Raw genomic sequence first — 17,241 nt, 5'->3', positions numbered from 1 at the left:
GGATGGCAAGCAGCGGATAGTTGTGCGAAGACGGGACCTAGCTGTTTGGTCGCCCGTTACTTGACGTAGCTCCCCCACCACTTACTTCAAAATTAAACTCGGGCTAATTACGGCGACCATTGCACCGCTTCACTTGAGGGCCGACGGCGTCACTTCCCGCAATCGGCGCCGCAGTTAAGGAGCAGGAGATTCCGACGGCGCTGACGAAGTGATTCCGGCCTGCAATTGCCGTTCGTTTAACCACAAGTAGCAAGACCATTGCCTGGCTAATCCCTTACGAAAGGTCAGGCGCCTTCCGGCAGCTTTCTTTGAGCAGCGTCGATGGTGAAGAGGCAAAAGTTCAACTTGGGGCGATCGAGCGCCTGATTTCGGCTTACGGACCGTCTATATTCGTCAATTTGTGCGCCTAGGGCCGGTACTATTTGGTCAAATGTATCGTTGGACTGGCGTAGTGGTGGAAGTGGTTTCAGAGGTGTTCATTACTGCGCTGTCACAGGTGCTGTCCCCGTTGCGAAGCGCGGATCGGGTGTGCTGCGGGCCCGGAGCAGCTTCCGTCGGCGATCGGCGGCCACGTTCCGTCTGGTGGAGAGATATTCTCGATAGGATCGGAATGGGCCTTTTACGCCCTAATGAGGTTTGCGAGAAGCGTCATGCCTGAGAGTGCAACGTCGTCTGAAAGCTCAACATTTCTGTCAGGGAAACTGCCGCAAAAGGTTGGGTTGGTAAGGGGCGTGACGATCCGTGGAGGGTGGGCCGCACGATTTGTTCTAAACGGGGTTGACGTGCGGGTGTACGATCCCGCACCCAACGCCGTCTATCGCCTGCAGCAGCTACGGCCGGCCGCGCGGCGGGCGTACCAGCGACTGACGCAAGGTTCGCTGCCTGCGGAAGTGGTTGAGAACCTCGCGGACGCCGTTCGCAACGTGGAGCTTGTGCAGGAATTTGTGCCGGAGCAGCACGTGGAGGCGGAACACCTTACCATCTCGGTGCTCGAAGCGAAGCGCGACGATGCCTGGTGGTCGTACTACAGGAGCTACGCTCACATCGCTACGGCGTCGGAGAGGCGCTCGCGCTGTGTGAACGAACTTTATTCGACCGTATTCCCTAGCTCATCAACGTCTCAATTGCGGCCGCATTGTCAGTGGTCCTCAATCGCAACAGTTCGAATCCGAATTTAGTCACGGGAAGAATCAATGGATCTCGCATTCACTGAAGAAGAGCGGGGCTTTCGCGCAGAAGTGCGGCGGTTCTTGCGTGAAAACATGTTGCCGGAGATACCGCGTAAATTAGCCGAAGGCCGTCAGTTGTCAAAAGACGAGAAGGCTACGGGAGCGCGTATCCTCAATCGGAAGGGTGTTCCAACTTGGCCCAAAGAATATGGAGGAGCGGGATGGACTCCCTTGCAGCAGTATATTTTCGCCGAAGAGGTGCGAGCGCTTCCCGCGCGGTTTAAGTTTGGATACGGCGAGTCTTTGGTTGGCCCCGTCATTTATACCTTCGGCAATGAGGCGCAGAAGAAATACTATCTGCCGCGCATTGCCGACGCGAAGGACTGGTGGTGCCAAGGCTTTTCTGAGCCGGGCGCGGGCTCCGATCTCGCTTCACTCAGGACACGAGCAGTGCGTGATGGAAGTCACTATGTCGTCAATGGGCAGAAGATCTGGACCACGTGGGCGCAATACGCTGATTGGATCTTTTGCTTGGTCAGGACCGATCCTGATGTGAAAAAGCAGCAAGGGATCTCCTTCCTTCTGATCGACATGACGACGCCAGGCGTCAGTGTGCGTCCGATACAGTTAATCGACGGCGGTCACGAAGTTAACGAGGTCTTTTTCGACAACGTCCGTGTTCCGGTCGAGAATCTCGTCGGCGAAGAAAATAAGGGGTGGGACTATGCCAAGTTTCTTCTTGGTAATGAACGCTTCGCCGACGCCGGGGTAGCCATTTCCGAGGAGCGCATCCGGCACGCCAAGAGACTTGCCGCGCAGTGTTACCTCGGCGATGAGCGACTAATCGACCAAGCCGCATTCCGCGAGAGGGTCGCTGCAGTCGAGGTCCAATTGAAGGCGTTTGAACTGACGCAGCTTCGCGTGGTCACTAATGCATCGAAGCAGCAGAAGGGCTCGCAAGACCCTGCAAGCTCTATCCTTAAGCTCAGAGGCTCGGAAATTGAGCAGATGGCCGCGGAACTGCTAATGGATGTAGCCGGTCCTTTGGCGCTTCCCTATCTCTCGGAAGAGGAGCTCGAGAGTGGCAATGAGCCACCGATTGGCCCCGATCGGGTCGCAAGCGCCGCGCCCACATATTTCGGAAGCCGCGCCGCTTCAATCTACTCGGGCTCCAACGAGATCCAGAAGAACATCATTGCGAAGGCGATCCTCGGCCTCTGATACCTCAATGGCCGCTGGCGCGGCCCCCAGTTCAGGAGAATTCACGTTGGACTTTGATCTTTCCGAGGAGCAGCGGCTTCTCAAAGAGAGTGTCGAGCGGCTGCTACTCGACAGCTACGGGTTCGAGCACCGCCGCAGGTATCAGGCGGAGGAGCGCGGATATAGTGAAGCGATGTGGTCACGCTATGCCGACCTCGGGCTTCTTGCATTGCCCTTCGGTCAAGAATATGGCGGCTTCGGCGGCAGTGCAGTCGACACCATGATTGTTATGGAGGCCTTCGGCGAGGCGCTGATACTCGAACCTTATTTCGCGACCGTTGTCCTCGCAGGCGGCATCCTCCGGCACGGGGCGAGTGAGGCGCAGAAGTCAAAAATCATCCCCGCGATCGCGGGGGGCCGAACGAAATTGGCCTTCGCCTATGCTGAGCCGCAGTCGCGCTATGACCTTTTCGACATTAAGACGCAGGCGAAAAAGGACGGGGACGGATGGATCCTGAACGGTACGAAGAGCCTAGTTCTTCACGGCGACTCCGTTGACGAGTATATCATATCGGCCCGAACAGCCGGAGAGACGCGGGACAAGGATGGGATCGGCCTGTTTCTGGTCAACGCCCATGCGTCAGGTCTTGCACGCCGCGGCTATCCGACACAAGACGGCCTCCGTGCGGCCGAGATCACGCTTGAGAACGTGCACGTTGAGGCCGCCAATGTCATTGGTGATCCGGCAAGGGCGTTCCCAGTTATTTCGCGAGTGGCTGACGAGGCGATTGCAGCAATTTGCGCAGAAGCCGTCGGCTCCTTTTCCAAAATGAACGCCATTACTCTCGAATATCTCAAGACGCGCGAGCAGTTCGGAAGGAAGATCGGCACGTTTCAGGTGTTGCAGCATCGGGCGGTCGACATGTTCGTCGAACTAGAGCAATCCCGTTCGATGGCCATGTATGCCGCAATGATGGTAGATGAACCCAATACTACCGACCGCGAGCGCGCAGTTTCGGCGGCAAAGGCCCAGATTGGTCGCTCGGCGAAGGCGATCGGACAACAGTCGATCCAACTCCATGGTGGCATCGGAATGACCATGGAGTACAGCGTTGGTCACTACTTCAAACATGTCACCATGTTAGATGCCTCGTTCGGCGATACAGACTTCCATTTAAGGCGTCTTGCCGGGCTCGGAGGGCTCCTCAGTGAGCAATCGAATTGAGGAAGGAATTTAAGGGAGTGGCCGGACTCGAAAAAAGTAGAGCCTTCTTCCCATTGCGATTTCACTGGGTACCGGCTCTTTGGTCCCGACCAGGCTTGAATATCAATGCGCGATCAACCTAATTCCAGGACGCCCGTGAAATCCCGTTCAGTGGGGCAAGCTCTCTCTTCGATGCCACGTACCGCGGTACTGCCTGATACACGATCAATCATTGGAACGCATCCAGGGCGAACTCCGCTACCTGAATTTGGGAACTGATCGATGCATAGGCTGGAACGCCTTCTACGTCCGAAATCTATCGCCGTGTTCGGGGGGCGGCAGGCCGCATCCGTTGTCGCGCAATCCATTAGCATGGGCTTTGCTGGCGAGATCTGGCCGGTGCATCCCACCAAGCAAGAGGTTGCCGGCCGCAAGGCCTACCGGTCGGTGGCCGACCTGCCCGATGCACCTGACGCCGCTTTCGTTGGTGTGAACCGGCACCTCACCATAGAGGTGATCGCAGCTCTGGCCGCGCGCGGTGCCGGCGGGGCCGTCTGCTACGCTTCCGGTTTTCTCGAAGTCGCAGCCTATGACCAGGAAGGTGAACGGCTGCAGGCCGAGGTCGTCGCGGCAGCCGGGCAGATGCCACTTCTCGGCCCGAACTGCTACGGCCTGATCAACTATGCCGACGGTGCACTCTTATGGCCCGACCAGCATGGCGGAATCAGGCTAGCCGAAGGCGGCCGTGGCGTCGCAATTATCACGCAGTCATCAAGCATGGCCATCAGCATGACGATGCAGAAGCGTGGCTTACCGATCGCTTTTCTGATGACTGCCGGCAATCAGGCGCAGACCGGTCTTTCCGAAATGGCGCTTGGCCTGGTAGAGGACGATCGTGTCACGGCACTCGGCCTACACGTGGAGGCCTTCGATTCCGTCGCCGGTTTTGAAAGGCTGGCCGCACGGGCGCGCGAGTTGAAGAAGCCGATCACAGCGATCAAAGTTGGCCGTTCAGAGCAGGCGCGCCAGGCGGCCCTATCACACACCGCTTCGCTTTCCGGCTCGGACGCCGCTTCCGGTGCGTTCCTGAAGCGGCTCGGTATCGCCCGGGTCGAATCCATTCCCACATTCATCGAAGCGCTGAAGCTTTTGCACGTAACAGGGCCGCTGCACGGCTTCCGCCTGTCGTCGATGAGTTGCTCAGGCGGCGAAGCCTCGGTCATGGCTGACAGCGCCGAAGGGCGTCTTGTACATTTCCCCCCCCTCACCGATCAGCACCGCGCCCGTGTCAAATCGACGCTTGGGCCACTGGTCGCGGTGGCCAACCCGCTCGACTACCACACCTTCATCTGGAACAACGAGCCGGCGCTGACCGAGACCTTCACTGCAATGGTGTCGGGTGGCTTTGACCTTAACATGATGGTGCTCGACTTCCCGCGTCCCGACCGCTGCTCGAACGCCAGCTATTGGCCAAACATACGCGCCTTCGAAGCGGCGCTCAAGACCAACAAGGCGAAGGGCGCGATCGTCTCCTCGTTGCCCGAGAACATGCCTGAAGAGTACACTGCCGGACTCATTGAGCGGGGCATAGCACCTCTATTGGGCATTTCTGAAGCGATGGAAGCCGCCGAAGCGGGCGCGTTCATTGGTTCGGCGTGGTGCAAGCCACAGGCGGAGCCAATTGACACCACGGCTGCAGGTGCGTCAACCGACCTGCGTGTGACATCTGACGAAGCCGGAGCCAAGGAAAGACTGCTCAAAGCCGGTCTGCCAGTGCCGAAAGGCCGGCGCGCCCGCAGTGCCGAGGAGGCGCTGATCGTGTCGACGACGCTCGGATTTCCTGTAGCACTGAAAGCGCTAGGCGTCGCACACAAATCGGAAGTCGGAGCGGTGCGGCTGAATCTCAAGGATGAGGAATCTGTCAGAGCGGCGGCGCTTGATCTGTTGCCGCTCGGCACTGGCCTCTATGTCGAACGCATGGTGCGCAACGCAGTTGCCGAACTTATCGTCGGCTTCACCCGCGATCCGATGTTTGGCCCGATCATGACGCTTGGCACCGGCGGCGTTCTGGTCGAATTGCTCCGCGACAGCGTGACCCTCATGCTGCCCACGACGCGCAGTGAAATCGAGACCGCAGTGCGCAGCCTAAAGTTCTATCAATTACTCGAAGGCTATCGGGGTCGGCCGAAGGCCGATATCGCGGCCGCTATCGAAGCCATCACCGCAATTGCTGAATTCGTTCAGAAGAATGCCAGCGAGATCGAGGAATTGGACATTAACCCGCTGATCGTCTGTTCAGAAGGCAAGGGCGCCTGGATGGCTGACGCGCTGCTGGTGCTTGGAGATAAAGGAGAACAATAGAATGCCTGACGTCATCACCACTCGCCGCGAAGGGGCGATCCTTGAGGTTACGCTCAATCGGCCGAAAGCCAATGCCATCGATAACAAAACGTCGCGGCTAATGGGTGACACATTCAAGGCGTTCCGAGACCAGCCTGAACTGCGCGTCGCGATTGTCAAAACTGCCGGTGACAAGTTCTTCTGCGCCGGTTGGGATCTCAAGTCGGTAGCAGCTACGGATGAACCCGGCAGCAACGACTACGGCATCGGCGGATTCGGTGGGTTGCAGGAACTGCGCGGCCTCAACAAGCCGGTGATTGCCTGCGTCAACGGCATGGCTGTCGGAGGTGGCTTCGAACTGGCGCTCTCCTGCGACTTGATCTACACCTCCGACCATTCCTCCTTCGCGCTACCGGAGATTCGCGCCGGCGTGCTGGCCGACGCGGCAAGCATCAAGTTGCCGAAACGCATTCCGTATCACATCGCCATGGAATTACTGCTTACCGGTCGTTGGATGGACGCAGCAGAGGCGCATCGCTGGGGTATCGTCAATGAGGTGCTGCCCAAGGAGAAGCTTGAGGAACGCGTCTGGGAGATTGCGCGGCTGCTCGCCAGCGGACCACCGCTGGTCTTTGCCGCGATCAAGGAAACGGTGCGCGTGGCCGAGACACTCACGTTTCAAGACGCGATGAACCGAGTTTCGCGTCGCCAGCTCGCGGCTGTCGAAACGCTCAGCTGCTCGGAGGACAGGCTGGAGGGCCCGCGGGCTTTCGCCGAAAAACGCGACCCTGTTTGGAAAGGAAGATAGTGCAGCTGGCCCACAGTGATGATGTATCGACGCGCCAGCCTGATGCGCCGCGGCTGTCGGATACAGGATGGTCTGCGCGCGGGCCGAAGTTGTACTCGAGATCGTATGCGCTGACCCGTCCGATGTTCTTGGCGAACCTGCGGGCGCGTTCCTGCTCGGAAATAAGGACCAATGGCGAGGCGTACCTAGTGGAGGCGGGGGCCGTTCTCTCTTCGGAGCATCCCGCACCGCGCGCTCGGGTCCACACCGAGAGCGCCAAGGGCGAGCTCTCGTTCGCAATATGAGATCTCTATTGTTGCGCGACGGGCCGCCTAGCTAAGGGCGCGGGGCATGGCCAAGCACTTGGACCTGAGGCCTGAAGCACCAGACAGGATCCTGACCCGACTCGTAATGCATCGTCCAATGTGGCAATGAGCCCAAGGTCATCGCGGGTTGAGACGGCGCGCGAGCCACTGGATCAGACGGCGGAAGCTGTAGCCGACTGCGGCGAGGATGGCATTGGCGGCGGCGCCCTCGTGATGCCAGAGAAAATTGCGTCCCATCCGGTGCTCGGATTTGAGCTGGCCGGTGACCGGCTCGACGGCGTAACGCCGACGCAGCTTGCACTTCATATTCGACGTGACCCGCCGCTTCTGCCCTGAGATTAAGACCTTGAACTTGTAGTCGGGTGGCGCATTGTGGCGGCGATAGCACTTGTCGAGAACAAGGCGATGATGTTGCCGATCAGTGCCTGCACGTCCGGGACGATGGTCTCGATGTTTGTCCGTCATGAGGACTGCCGGGCAGCGCCCACATGAGCGACGAACTGGACACTCTGGCGTGCGATAGGGTGGCGGAAACGGAGACCTTGCCCCCGAACTCGTAGGGCCGGTGGGCCTTAACCTCACCGATGCATTCCGCCTCCCGAGCGTGCAGCGAGCAGACCATCGGTCCACGCTGGTGCTGCTTCTGTTCACGTAACAAGCTTCTGTCCGCGACACCATTTCACGATAACATCGTTCATGAAGGCGCTGACGTTGTCGAAGTGTCCACGCCGCTCACGGCCACGCGAACAGGCATCTGTGCGCGGCTAGTCTAATCGCCTCGACGACCAGCCAACCTTTACGCGTCAGCAGTGACAAACACTCCGCTCAACCGCGACCACGTCAGGGATGAACGAGTCAGTCACCGCCGTGCCGCCGGGGGCGATCATATCCTTAGAAGCCGGGCACCGGGCCGTTCCAGTCATGGCCGAGCACGCGATCGATGGTGGGGGCGCTGATGGCCAGAACACGATCACGATCCGACTGGCCAAGCTCCAATCGGCCATGTTGCTCAAGAGCAGGCAGCAAGGTCGGGATCGTTGAGCCGTGCCACATACCCGAGCCGATGCCTTTCACAGCGCGGTCAACGCGTCCTTGACCGCTCTTTGAGGTGTCTCGACCTGCCCGCCCCAACTGTCTCGCGTGGTCGAAGTGCACGTACCGCCTGCTAGCGATGCGAGCCGTTATGGCGCGTCTAGAATCCGTCCCTCCTCGAACCGCCCGCTCGACTGATAACGGTTGGCCAGCGCTGATTTGATCTCGAGCGTTGCGCGCATGCTGATCTTCCCTGCCATAGCCGCCACCGAACTGATTCGGCAGCTCCGCTCCAACACTCGACAGCGAAGTCGTCAGCTTAAATTTTTAGTGAGGCAATGCGGTCAAATTCGACTTCCAGCATGGCTCAACACCATGCTGGAAACAAACTGCGGTTATCCGCGTTTCACAACCCCAAGAAATTTCCGAGCCTCCGCCGGTGTTGCTACGCTATCTCCCATCCGCTCAATGATGCCTACCGCATTCTCGACAAGTTGGGCGTTTGATGCCAATACACCACGTCGAAGATAAATGTTATCTTCCAATCCTACTCGCACATGCCCCCCCATCGAGACTACCTGTGCGACCATCGGCATTTCATCCGGGCCACATCCAAATCCACCCCAGATCGCACCTGAAGGCAAAAGCTCCCGCATCGCTTGCAGAACAATAGGAGTAGCGGGAGCGCCATTCCCAGTGCTGAGGCAGAATTGAAACAGGCCAGGACCATCCACTGAGCCTTCCGAGATTAGTTTCTTTGCGGTTTCAATATGGCCTAGATCGAAGCATTCCAGTTCAGGCTTTACTCCTGCTTCGCGCATAAGCGTCGCCATCTCGCGCAGATCGGACATGCGCGCAACATAAATGCGGTCCCCAAACAAAAGCGTGGCGCAATCCAGGGTACAAAGCTCTGGCTGAAGCTTGATGGCGTGGAGACAGCGTCCCATAGGAGCCCTAAGTGTGGACGCCTTGCCAATCGTTATGGGATCAACGGAATCGATCGCCAGCTCGCCGTCCATTCCGCACGTCAAGTTGATGATGACGTCAGTCGCCGCGTCCCGAAGCTTCTTCACCACCTGCTCATAGAGCTCGTATCGATTCGATCCGAGTCCGGTGTCTGGATCGCGAACGTGGATGTGAACAACAGCAGCGCCTGCGTTCGCGGCCTCCAGCGCTGCATCCGCAATTTGTGACGGCGTCTTTGGAATATTCGGATGCTTCGCAAGGACTGCACTATTGCCCCCAGTTACTGCGCACGTGATGATGACCTTCCGAGACATCAAAGACTCCTTTCAGTTCCTATGAATTCGGGACCGGTGGGCTGCCGGCACCGGCTTTTATTTCGACCAGCACGTCGTTGAGGGCAGCCCAGGCTCGCCCGATCTTCCGGAAAGGCCCGCCCTCATGTCCGCGCGTCAAAACCATCGTATCTTAAGTTACCCGACGACCGGTTTTCGGCTCAATCCACGTCAACTCGGCATAATACCAGCGACTTCTAACGAGTTTATGCATATTTCCATCGATTCTCGGGCCTGAGCGATCGGCGCAGCACGTATAGCTCTCGTCGCTCAACGGCGCACGGCTTCCGAGCCTCGCTCCGCGTCTCAGCGAGTGGGGAACCCGCACGATGGGGTGAAAAGGCCGACACGCGAAACCTTCAGAGGATTCCGTGGGCCAGAACCATCGCGCGCCTGATGACGATCGGCCGAGACTTATTCACAAAGGGGAGAGGTCACGATCGCGGCGATCGAAGCTCCCGTACCAACGCTGGTCGAGGCACGCGAGATCACCGCCGACGCGCGCAGGGTCCTGAGGATGCGAGCATAGCGGTTGTCCCGGCAGGCCTTGTGGCCGAGTGCGGAAGCAATCCAGCTATTGCTGACGCCGGTCGGATCGATGATGAGCAGGTTCTGATCCCGGTCGACCCACTCGCCGACGACGAGCTTTTGGAACAGCGGCTTGTCGAACCCGCGTGGGGCCTTCATGTCGATATCCGCGACGACGGCGTTCTAACGGAGGCTTGCACCGAGTAGTAGTGGCGATCTCGACGTGATAGTCGGGCATTACCCGACATTTCTTCCACTCGGCACACTGAAACGGCATCGGCGGCAGGGCTCGCCGGCTTCTCGATCTCAATGAGCAGCTCGTCCCGACTCGCACCGAGCTTGCGCATGATCCTGGCGTTGAGGTCGGTGACCCTCTCGCGGATCGCCGCGTTGATTTCGTCAAGCGAGAAGAAGCGCCGATTGCGCAGCCGTGCTAGTACGAACCGCTTGACGATTTGCACGCCACTTCTTCCTTCGCGTTATCGCGCGGCTTCGCGGTGGCGTAATGCTCGAGCAGTTCCTGGTAGGTGCGGTTGATGCCCGGCTCCTAGGCAGGTGGCGGTGACCGGCCTTAAGATTGTCGCAAACGATCGCCTTCGGCACGCCTCCGATCGCGCGCAAGGCATTGACGTGTAACCCGATCCAGTCGGCCAGCCTTTTCCGACCACCGCACCTCGGCGGAGGTGTAGTTGGACGCTCCCAGCACGGCGACGAAGACATGGACCAGCCGATGCGCGCCAGTCGCGGCACGATCTGCCGTTCGCTCACGCCAAGGGCGTGCCACAGTCTCAAACTTCTCGAACCTTTTCCATCGGCGCTCTCTCGCCGGGCCATCAGACCTCGTCTTGCTTGGCCGCAAAGGAGGGCTGGTCGGCGATTCGATCGCCGCCTTCGAGAGCGTCAGGCCGGTCTCAACGGGGCGGCCGACTTCCATCCGGATCGGTGGCCGGATTGCGTCGGAATCAGCGCCCGGCTTGCACGGCTGAGCCCTTGGTAGGCGTAATCCGATGGCACTCGCGCCGTCTCCGCAATCCTGACCAACTCCGACGACAGCGCTACCGACGTGCCGCTGGAGAGTTCAAAAAGGACGCTTGATACCAACGCAGCGACCGGCCAGAAATGTGACGCTTGCCGGCAGTGATGGCGCGGTTGGACAGTGTGCCGATCTCTAGGCGTTGAGGCAAACCAGCGGCTTGCGTGCGAGCGCAACCCAAATGAGCACTTTTTCTTTCCGGCCCGAGCAAGCGGGCGCCGGTCAGAAATCAGTTATGGTAATCAACTGCGAGATGGCCTTCGGCCAATCGACAATTGCGCATGGACATCATCTGGCGAGCTCCCCCATGACGAGAAATAGCTGCTGATTGCGGCTGGGAACGGGGCCACTCTGCGGTTGGTTGGATCGAAGCATAGGTTCATTGTCTCGACCGTACAAACGAGATTGCTGGCGCTTTCCAGGCGATGAAAAAGATGAAACCGCTTCGTATCCCACGCGATCAGCGATGTACGGATTTCAACCGGCGCTCCCAACCGCAGTTCGCGGGTATAGCAAACATGTGTTTCTGTCATTACGAACTGAAGATCCGGTGACGACTCAGCACTCCCCTCTGCGCGGCGCCAGATTTCGCCACTGGCGAGATCGGCTATGCGCTGGTAGGTCAGGAAATTGACGTGATCAAGCTGGTCCAACCAGTCCTTCTCTACGACCCCTTCCCAAGTCTTAATCCAGGTCATATTTCGCCCCCACCAAGACCTGCTTTCACACGCGCTAAAGCAGAGCGGATACCCACCACGCCGGCATTGCGCAAGGCCATCAGCCCCGCCTGCCCATTCGCTCCGATCCCGTTGGAGACCTGTTCAGCATAGTCCCGCAGCACCGTCGGGTCAGGCTTGAAGCTCGCCGGCGCTAGATAACCGTCCATGTCACGACCGATACTATCCACGAGTTTGCTCCATTGAGACGGGTCGCTCTTCCCGAGGTACAAAGAAGAAGACAGCCCCATTACAGCCCAGCGGATAGCTGGACCTGCGGCGATGGCTCTATCAATTGCTTCCAGACTGGCCACCCCTTGCGACATCATGTAGAGAACCTCCCTGAGAACGGCGTATTGGATACGATTGCCGATGTAGCCCTCGATCTCGCGGTCTAACTCGACCACTTCGCTGCCAGTCGATTCATAAAATGCGGTAGCCCTGTCCGCCGCCTCTCGAGCTGCATCGCCTCCGGCTATCTCAACAAGTGGAATCAGAAAAGGCGGGTTGAAGGGATGTCCGACAAGGATGCGCTCGGGATGCCGCGCCCCTCTCCTTAAGTCTGAGGCAAGGAAGCCCGAAGAACTTGAGGCAATAATCACATCAGGCGCCACAAGCGCGTCAATTTCTGAAAGCAAACAAATTTTCGCCTCGATATTTTCGGGCGCACTTTCCTGGACGAAATCGGTACCTCTTAACGCCTCTTCGAAATCGCTAGTGAAGGAGACCCGTGCAGGTGAAGCACCCGGCGCCATCCCCAGATCCGCGAGGGCAGGCATGGCTCTCGCGAGACTTTCTCGGAGATAGCCCTCACGCTCGGCAGCTTGGTCATATACCACGATATCAAGCCCAGCTCGCATGAAATGCGCGGCCCAACCAGCTCCGATTACGCCGCCGCCGATACAGGTAACCTTGGCAATCTTGCTTGCGCCCGGTTTTTCAGATTTCGACATTCGTTTACTCCAGTTTTGAAACAGCCGACGCAAGCTGGCGAGCCGTCGCTAGCGCTACTTTGTCAATCCTGAGACCGACCAGAATGTCGGATCAGGTCTCAAAAGAAATCAAACAATCACAGTTCGAGGGCGGTCGTTGCCTTGAATGGTTGATGCGTTGATCCGCATTGCTAGACCACGCCGTGAAGCATGCGATGTCATGCCCCAAACCATAGCCAAATGTGACGCTCGTTTCCTTTAATCCAGGAGCAAAAGCGGCCGAAATTCTGCTTGTATGTCGAATAATGCAGAGCGTTTCGTATCAAATGGGCCTCAGGTTGGATGAGGCGCAAATCAGACTCCCTCGGAGAGAAATTCGCGAGGTATCTCACTTGCACTTGCCCCGCACTCAGCTATGCCACGCGCGCGGTTCTCGGGGCTCAGTAGAAACCGGCTGCTTAGTTGTCGTCCGAATCTCGCGGTGACTGATGGCTCCTACTAATTTGTCCCGATCTCGAGCACAATAGCGTGCAAGGCGACGACGAGTTCAGTACTACCCTCAGACTGCCGCCAGAGGGATCGTGCGTACGGCCGTGAAAACGGCCCGTCCCGCTGATCGTTGGACGAAGTCGTAATCGTATAGCCTGAGGCCCTATGGCGGCCAAAAGCAGGTGACTCACCTCGGCGAAACCAGGTGCATGAACGTGCTATTGTCGATCGATAGAGCAAAACGAGATAGCCGCGTGCTCGCGACTCAAGCGAGCGCATTCATGCGCTGAAGGTATCATCGATCTAGCATTCTGCTGAAAAACCTTGAAATCGAGAGTTTCGCCGGTCGTTGTTGGAGGCGGCAGATTCGAACGGAATTTCTAGGTTGGTGTTTGCGCCTGCCTGACGTGTGGCGCCTGAGCGGCAAGCAGTTTTGGAATGTCCGCAGGCTCTATGCAATCAGATTGAGCAGGAAGTCGGCGGCGACCCAAGCAATACCACGATGGTTGATCTTTCACATGGTGCCGTACTGCTTGCCCCACGCGAAGATGCACTTGACCATCGCCAGGCTGCGGCATGCCGTAGCGCTGATGCCGCGCGGTTCGCTCGTCGACGGCGCTGTTGCGGCTCTGGCCTGTCTTAGTGAGGGCCTGGTTCTGCCTCACGCGTGGCGTCACGCCGACGGCGCGAAAAATTGGAGACATGGTCGACCGTATCATGCGCGTTGTCCTCACCGGCCGTGGTGCGACGGCCTGCGGCTTTGCGTCTCGCCTTCAGCATCGCCTCCGAAGCTCGGCGTTCGGCGGTACCATTGGCACGCGTGACCTTTGCCACCAACCGCCAGGCCATGCCGGTTCTCCAAGGCGTGGCCCATATAGCAAAGCTTGGCCTCTCGTCCGGTCGCCTTGGGATAAAGCCTGCTGTCCGGGTTGCTGGTACTCGCATGGATGTAAGCCCAGGCTTCCATCAGCGTTTCGTTGAATCGAAAAATGCTCGTCTTGCCGACCTGAATATCAAGGATGGCGACTTTGATGAAGCGACCGAGCCTTGGCTTTGCGGCTAACAGCCTTTGAAGTCGCCAGGCGATTAACTGATGGTGGCGATGCACAAGCTAAGGATACATTTCGACCAAGGTCGATCGAAAATCTTCTTGTGGTACTGCTTTTGCTTCTGTCGGCTCGGGCCGACACAACTCGGGTCGGCGCTTATCGAGACAGATTATCGGCTAGAGCGTTAGCCGATCAGGTTGCCTAGCCTGCGGCGACGAAGTAGTAGTTTGTAGAGTATAGGTGTCGATGATGCGCCCGACAGCATCCCAGAGGCCACCGACGGTGCGTTCGGCAGCCTTTCGTAAAATTTTCTTTGAGCGTGACGAAGGCATTCTCGATCGGGTTGAGGCCGTAGGCGGAAACTAGAGGAGCGTCGCACCGGCCGCCAGCGCAAGACCGTCTAGCTTTGATGCGTCGCTCGCAATTGGCTCGACAGTTTCAGGTGCTCAGCTCTTGTAGTCGGTGGTGAGCGCGCCATCGTCGGCGTCTGGGAGGCGATCGATCGCAGCTAGTTGTAAGCGGCGCATTGATCTCGAGTTGGTCGTGCCTCCCATAATCGCGCTCGAAGGGACGAGATAGAAAACTTCGTTGCCTCTGCGACCGCATCTTTAGGTGGTTACATCAGAAGCTTGCGCGAGCATCTGCTGCTTGAACGTTGTAGGGTGCACGGACCAGCACATCGACTAGGCAAGTCGGATATGGACATTCGTGCCTGCGACTTGGCCGAATACCAAGGTTCGGCTTTCGACCCGGACAGAACAAATGCTGACCTTCGCCAGGTGGAAAACCGTGAGCTGGCGTTGCGGGACGAAAGGCTGAAAGCCCGATTTGCTGCTGTCCATGTCCGCATAGCCGACCGGCGTCCGGGCCCCGGCTCCGTGGTGTCCGTACTGCCGAAAACAAATCCTTGAAAAACCTCAGTCAATCAATGTGCCAAAGTAGTGCTAGTTAGTATAGCTGATCGCTTTCGTAAGCTGAGAGTTCCGCCTCTCTCGAACTCACCCTGTCGTTGCCGAGTTGGCCGGTCTTGCGGTTACAATTTCGAGTGGGTCTGCATTAGAGCGATTGGCCTTCGATCTTTTGCTCAATGTGGTCTTTGTCTTTAGCGGCGAATAACACGAGGTGACGAAGCATGGTGAACCAAAACTAATTTTGGAGTAGGCCGCCTAACTAGCTTGGGACCAAGCTCAACGTCCGCGTCAGCCCGGCGCCGAGCTGGCCTTCCAAAGCCAAACCCGATTAAGAGATGATTTTTGCGAATTTTTGCAACTATGCGCATAATTTCGGTGTCTTTAGGCCTTCCATTAGCGAAACTCGGCGTTGGAGGCTGGTAGCATTTCCAAAGTGAAGAGCCTTCTGTCGGCCCAGGTCGAGGAGTCAAAGGGCGCGGCCGAGAACATGGCGGGCTCAAGGAGCCTGTCGGGCAACGCCAACAGGAGTTATCCATGTCTGATTCACGAGTGAAGGAACTGAAGAAGGCCGAAACGGTCGCGGCCGAAGCGTTGCGCTTGAGTGAGGCGTTGAGGCGCGGAGCGTCGCGGCGGGATGTGATGAAACTGCTCGTTGCGGCTGGCATGTCAGTCGCGGCCGCTGGCGCCTTTGCGATGTTGGCGGAGACGGCGCACGCAGAAACCCCGCGACGTGGCGGTAGGATCAAGGCGGCGACCAACGGGAGTTCGGCTACAGAGACGATGGATCCCGCCAAGGGGATGACCCAGACAGACTTTTCACGCGCGTTTATGTTCTATAACGGGCTCACCACTCTCGATGAGAGTTTGACCCCGCAACTCGATCTTGCCGAGGAGATGGCACCGAGTGAGCGCGCGACAGTGTGGACTATCAAGCTGCGTCGAGACGTACGGTTTCATGACGGCTCCCCGCTGACCTCCGCCGACGTCGTCTATTCCTTGCAGCGCCACAAGGATCCGGCAATTGGCTCGGCCATGCGTACCCTAGTCGCACCTATGGAGGAGATCGCCGCGACCGGGCCGAACGAGGTGCGCATACGTCTTAGTGGCCCAAATGCCGATCTGCCGACCATGTTCGGCACCTGGCAATGCGCGATCGTTAAGGACGGCGTTACCGATTTCCGTAGGGCGAATGGCACCGGCCCTTACAAGTGCCAGGAATTTCAACCCGGCGTGCGATCGCTCGCGGTGCGCAACACTGAGTACTTCAAGCCCGGCAAGCCCTATCTCGACGAGATCGAGGTTTTCGGCATCACGGACGAGCAGGCGCGCGTCAACGCGCTGCTCGCAGGCGATATGCAGTTGATCGGCACGGTCAGCCCGCGCTTGGTGCCGCGGATCATCTCCGCCTCGAACCTCACCCTATTTGAGACCAAGGGCGGTGCCTACCATGATCTTGTCCTGCGCCTCGACGGAGCGCCCGGATCAAATCCTGACTTCGTGCTGGCGGTGAAGCACATGTTCAACCGCGAGCAGATCCGCCGGACGGTCTACCGGGGTTTCGCGGTAGTCGCCAACGATCAGCCGATTGACCCGACCAACCGCTTCTACGATGCGAGGCTGCCGCAGCGCCCCTTCGATCTCGATAAGGCGCGCTTCTATCTGCAACGTTCGGGCTTTGCCAACCAGGCCGTCCCCGTTGTCGTGTCACCCGCCGCCCCGAACTCAGAGGAGATGGGGCAGGTCCTGCAGCAGGTCGGTCAGCAGATCGGACTCAACCTTCAATTGCAGCGCGTGCCCGCCGACGGATTTTGGTCGAACCATTGGGCGAAGCACCCGATATTCTTCAGCAGCAATCCGCCCAAAGCGAGCGCTGATGTTACATTCACCCAGTTCTTCTACTCGCAGGGGCCCTTCAACGAGAGCGCTTGGCGAAACGAGCGCTTCGACGCGCTACTGCTCGAAGCTCGCGCGGAGACCAACACCGAGAGACGGCGCGAGCGGTACAGCGAAATGCAGCGCCTCGTGCACGAGGACTCCGGTGTTTGCATTCCGGTGTTCGCGAGCTATCTCGACGCCCATGTTAATAAGCTGAAAGGGCTGCGTCCAATCCCGACCGGTGGCATGATGGGCTTCAACTTCGCCGAAAATATTTGGCTCGACCAATGACCGTTGTTGCGGCATCCTCCGAACGGGCGCCGTGCGGGTCGAAGCGTGGCGCCGGGATGGC

General features: G+C 58.5%; 14 protein-coding genes and 1 pseudogene. 8 read left to right on the top strand and 7 right to left on the bottom strand.

Features of this window, described 5'->3' with window-relative positions:
* The first annotated feature begins 650 nt into the window (after nucleotides 1-650).
* From XH98_RS21225 to XH98_RS21205, 5 genes are all read left to right on the top strand, one after another.
* The gene (locus XH98_RS21225; RefSeq protein WP_271619794.1) at nucleotides 651-1,178 is read left to right on the top strand and encodes a hypothetical protein; all 528 of its coding nucleotides are present in this window, start codon (nucleotides 651-653) and stop codon (nucleotides 1,176-1,178) included.
* Between the two features lie 15 nt (nucleotides 1,179-1,193).
* Nucleotides 1,194-2,390, top strand: coding sequence for an acyl-CoA dehydrogenase family protein (locus XH98_RS21220; RefSeq protein WP_271619793.1), 1,197 nt, complete (start codon nucleotides 1,194-1,196; stop codon nucleotides 2,388-2,390).
* Nucleotides 2,391-2,436: 46 nt separating this feature from the next.
* Nucleotides 2,437-3,594: an acyl-CoA dehydrogenase family protein gene (locus XH98_RS21215; protein WP_271619792.1), complete on the top strand. Its 1,158-nt coding sequence runs from the start codon at nucleotides 2,437-2,439 to the stop codon at nucleotides 3,592-3,594.
* Between the two features lie 261 nt (nucleotides 3,595-3,855).
* Complete coding sequence (locus XH98_RS21210; RefSeq protein ID WP_271619791.1) at nucleotides 3,856-5,934, top strand: acetate--CoA ligase family protein; 2,079 nt, start codon at nucleotides 3,856-3,858, stop codon at nucleotides 5,932-5,934.
* Between the two features lies 1 nt (nucleotide 5,935).
* Complete coding sequence (locus tag XH98_RS21205; RefSeq protein WP_271619790.1) at nucleotides 5,936-6,721, top strand: carnitinyl-CoA dehydratase; 786 nt, start codon at nucleotides 5,936-5,938, stop codon at nucleotides 6,719-6,721.
* Nucleotides 6,722-7,143: 422 nt separating this feature from the next.
* Here XH98_RS21205 and XH98_RS21200 read toward each other — a convergent pair whose 3' ends face one another.
* The 7 genes from XH98_RS21200 to XH98_RS21170 all read right to left on the bottom strand — a co-directional run bounded on the left by XH98_RS21200 (nucleotide 7,144) and on the right by XH98_RS21170 (nucleotide 12,586).
* On the bottom strand, nucleotides 7,144-7,491 hold the full coding sequence (locus XH98_RS21200) for a hypothetical protein (protein WP_271619840.1): 348 nt from the start codon (nucleotides 7,489-7,491) through the stop codon (nucleotides 7,144-7,146).
* Between the two features lie 426 nt (nucleotides 7,492-7,917).
* The gene (locus XH98_RS21195) at nucleotides 7,918-8,100 is read right to left on the bottom strand and encodes a hypothetical protein (RefSeq protein WP_271619789.1); all 183 of its coding nucleotides are present in this window, start codon (nucleotides 8,098-8,100) and stop codon (nucleotides 7,918-7,920) included.
* 353 nt (nucleotides 8,101-8,453) lie between these two features.
* On the bottom strand, nucleotides 8,454-9,338 hold the full coding sequence (locus XH98_RS21190) for a 3-keto-5-aminohexanoate cleavage protein (protein ID WP_271619788.1): 885 nt from the start codon (nucleotides 9,336-9,338) through the stop codon (nucleotides 8,454-8,456).
* A 432-nt stretch (nucleotides 9,339-9,770) separates the two neighbouring features.
* Complete coding sequence (locus XH98_RS21185; protein ID WP_271619787.1) at nucleotides 9,771-10,043, bottom strand: ATP-binding protein; 273 nt, start codon at nucleotides 10,041-10,043, stop codon at nucleotides 9,771-9,773.
* The gene (locus XH98_RS21180; RefSeq protein ID WP_271619786.1) at nucleotides 10,040-10,345 is read right to left on the bottom strand and encodes a hypothetical protein; all 306 of its coding nucleotides are present in this window, start codon (nucleotides 10,343-10,345) and stop codon (nucleotides 10,040-10,042) included. The genes XH98_RS21185 and XH98_RS21180 overlap by 4 nt, the downstream gene beginning before the upstream one ends.
* Before the next feature lie 814 nt (nucleotides 10,346-11,159).
* On the bottom strand, nucleotides 11,160-11,615 hold the full coding sequence (locus XH98_RS21175; RefSeq protein ID WP_271619785.1) for a thioesterase family protein: 456 nt from the start codon (nucleotides 11,613-11,615) through the stop codon (nucleotides 11,160-11,162).
* Entirely contained in the window at nucleotides 11,612-12,586 is a 975-nt protein-coding gene (locus XH98_RS21170) for a 3-hydroxyacyl-CoA dehydrogenase NAD-binding domain-containing protein (RefSeq protein WP_271619784.1), read from the bottom strand. Before XH98_RS21170 ends, XH98_RS21175 begins: the two co-directional genes overlap by 4 nt.
* A 1,279-nt stretch (nucleotides 12,587-13,865) precedes the next feature.
* Between XH98_RS21170 and XH98_RS41190 the strand changes: the two genes are divergently transcribed.
* The 3 genes and pseudogenes from XH98_RS41190 to XH98_RS21155 all read left to right on the top strand — a co-directional run bounded on the left by XH98_RS41190 (nucleotide 13,866) and on the right by XH98_RS21155 (nucleotide 17,180).
* A complete protein-coding gene (locus tag XH98_RS41190) occupies nucleotides 13,866-14,117 on the top strand; it encodes a hypothetical protein (RefSeq protein ID WP_442868616.1) in 252 nt (83 codons plus the stop codon).
* A gap of 694 nt (nucleotides 14,118-14,811) precedes the next feature.
* Nucleotides 14,812-14,969: pseudogene (locus XH98_RS21160) on the top strand (IS701 family transposase); the annotation flags it as partial.
* Nucleotides 14,970-15,548: 579 nt separating this feature from the next.
* On the top strand, nucleotides 15,549-17,180 hold the full coding sequence (locus XH98_RS21155) for an ABC transporter substrate-binding protein (protein WP_271619783.1): 1,632 nt from the start codon (nucleotides 15,549-15,551) through the stop codon (nucleotides 17,178-17,180).
* Nucleotides 17,181-17,241: the final 61 nt, after the last annotated feature.

Origin of the sequence: Bradyrhizobium sp. CCBAU 51745 (assembly GCF_028128715.1) — a bacterium.
Lineage (GTDB): Bacteria > Pseudomonadota > Alphaproteobacteria > Rhizobiales > Xanthobacteraceae > Bradyrhizobium > Bradyrhizobium manausense.
Note: the sequence above shows the minus strand (reverse complement) of the source record. Positions and strands in the feature narration are given on the sequence as shown.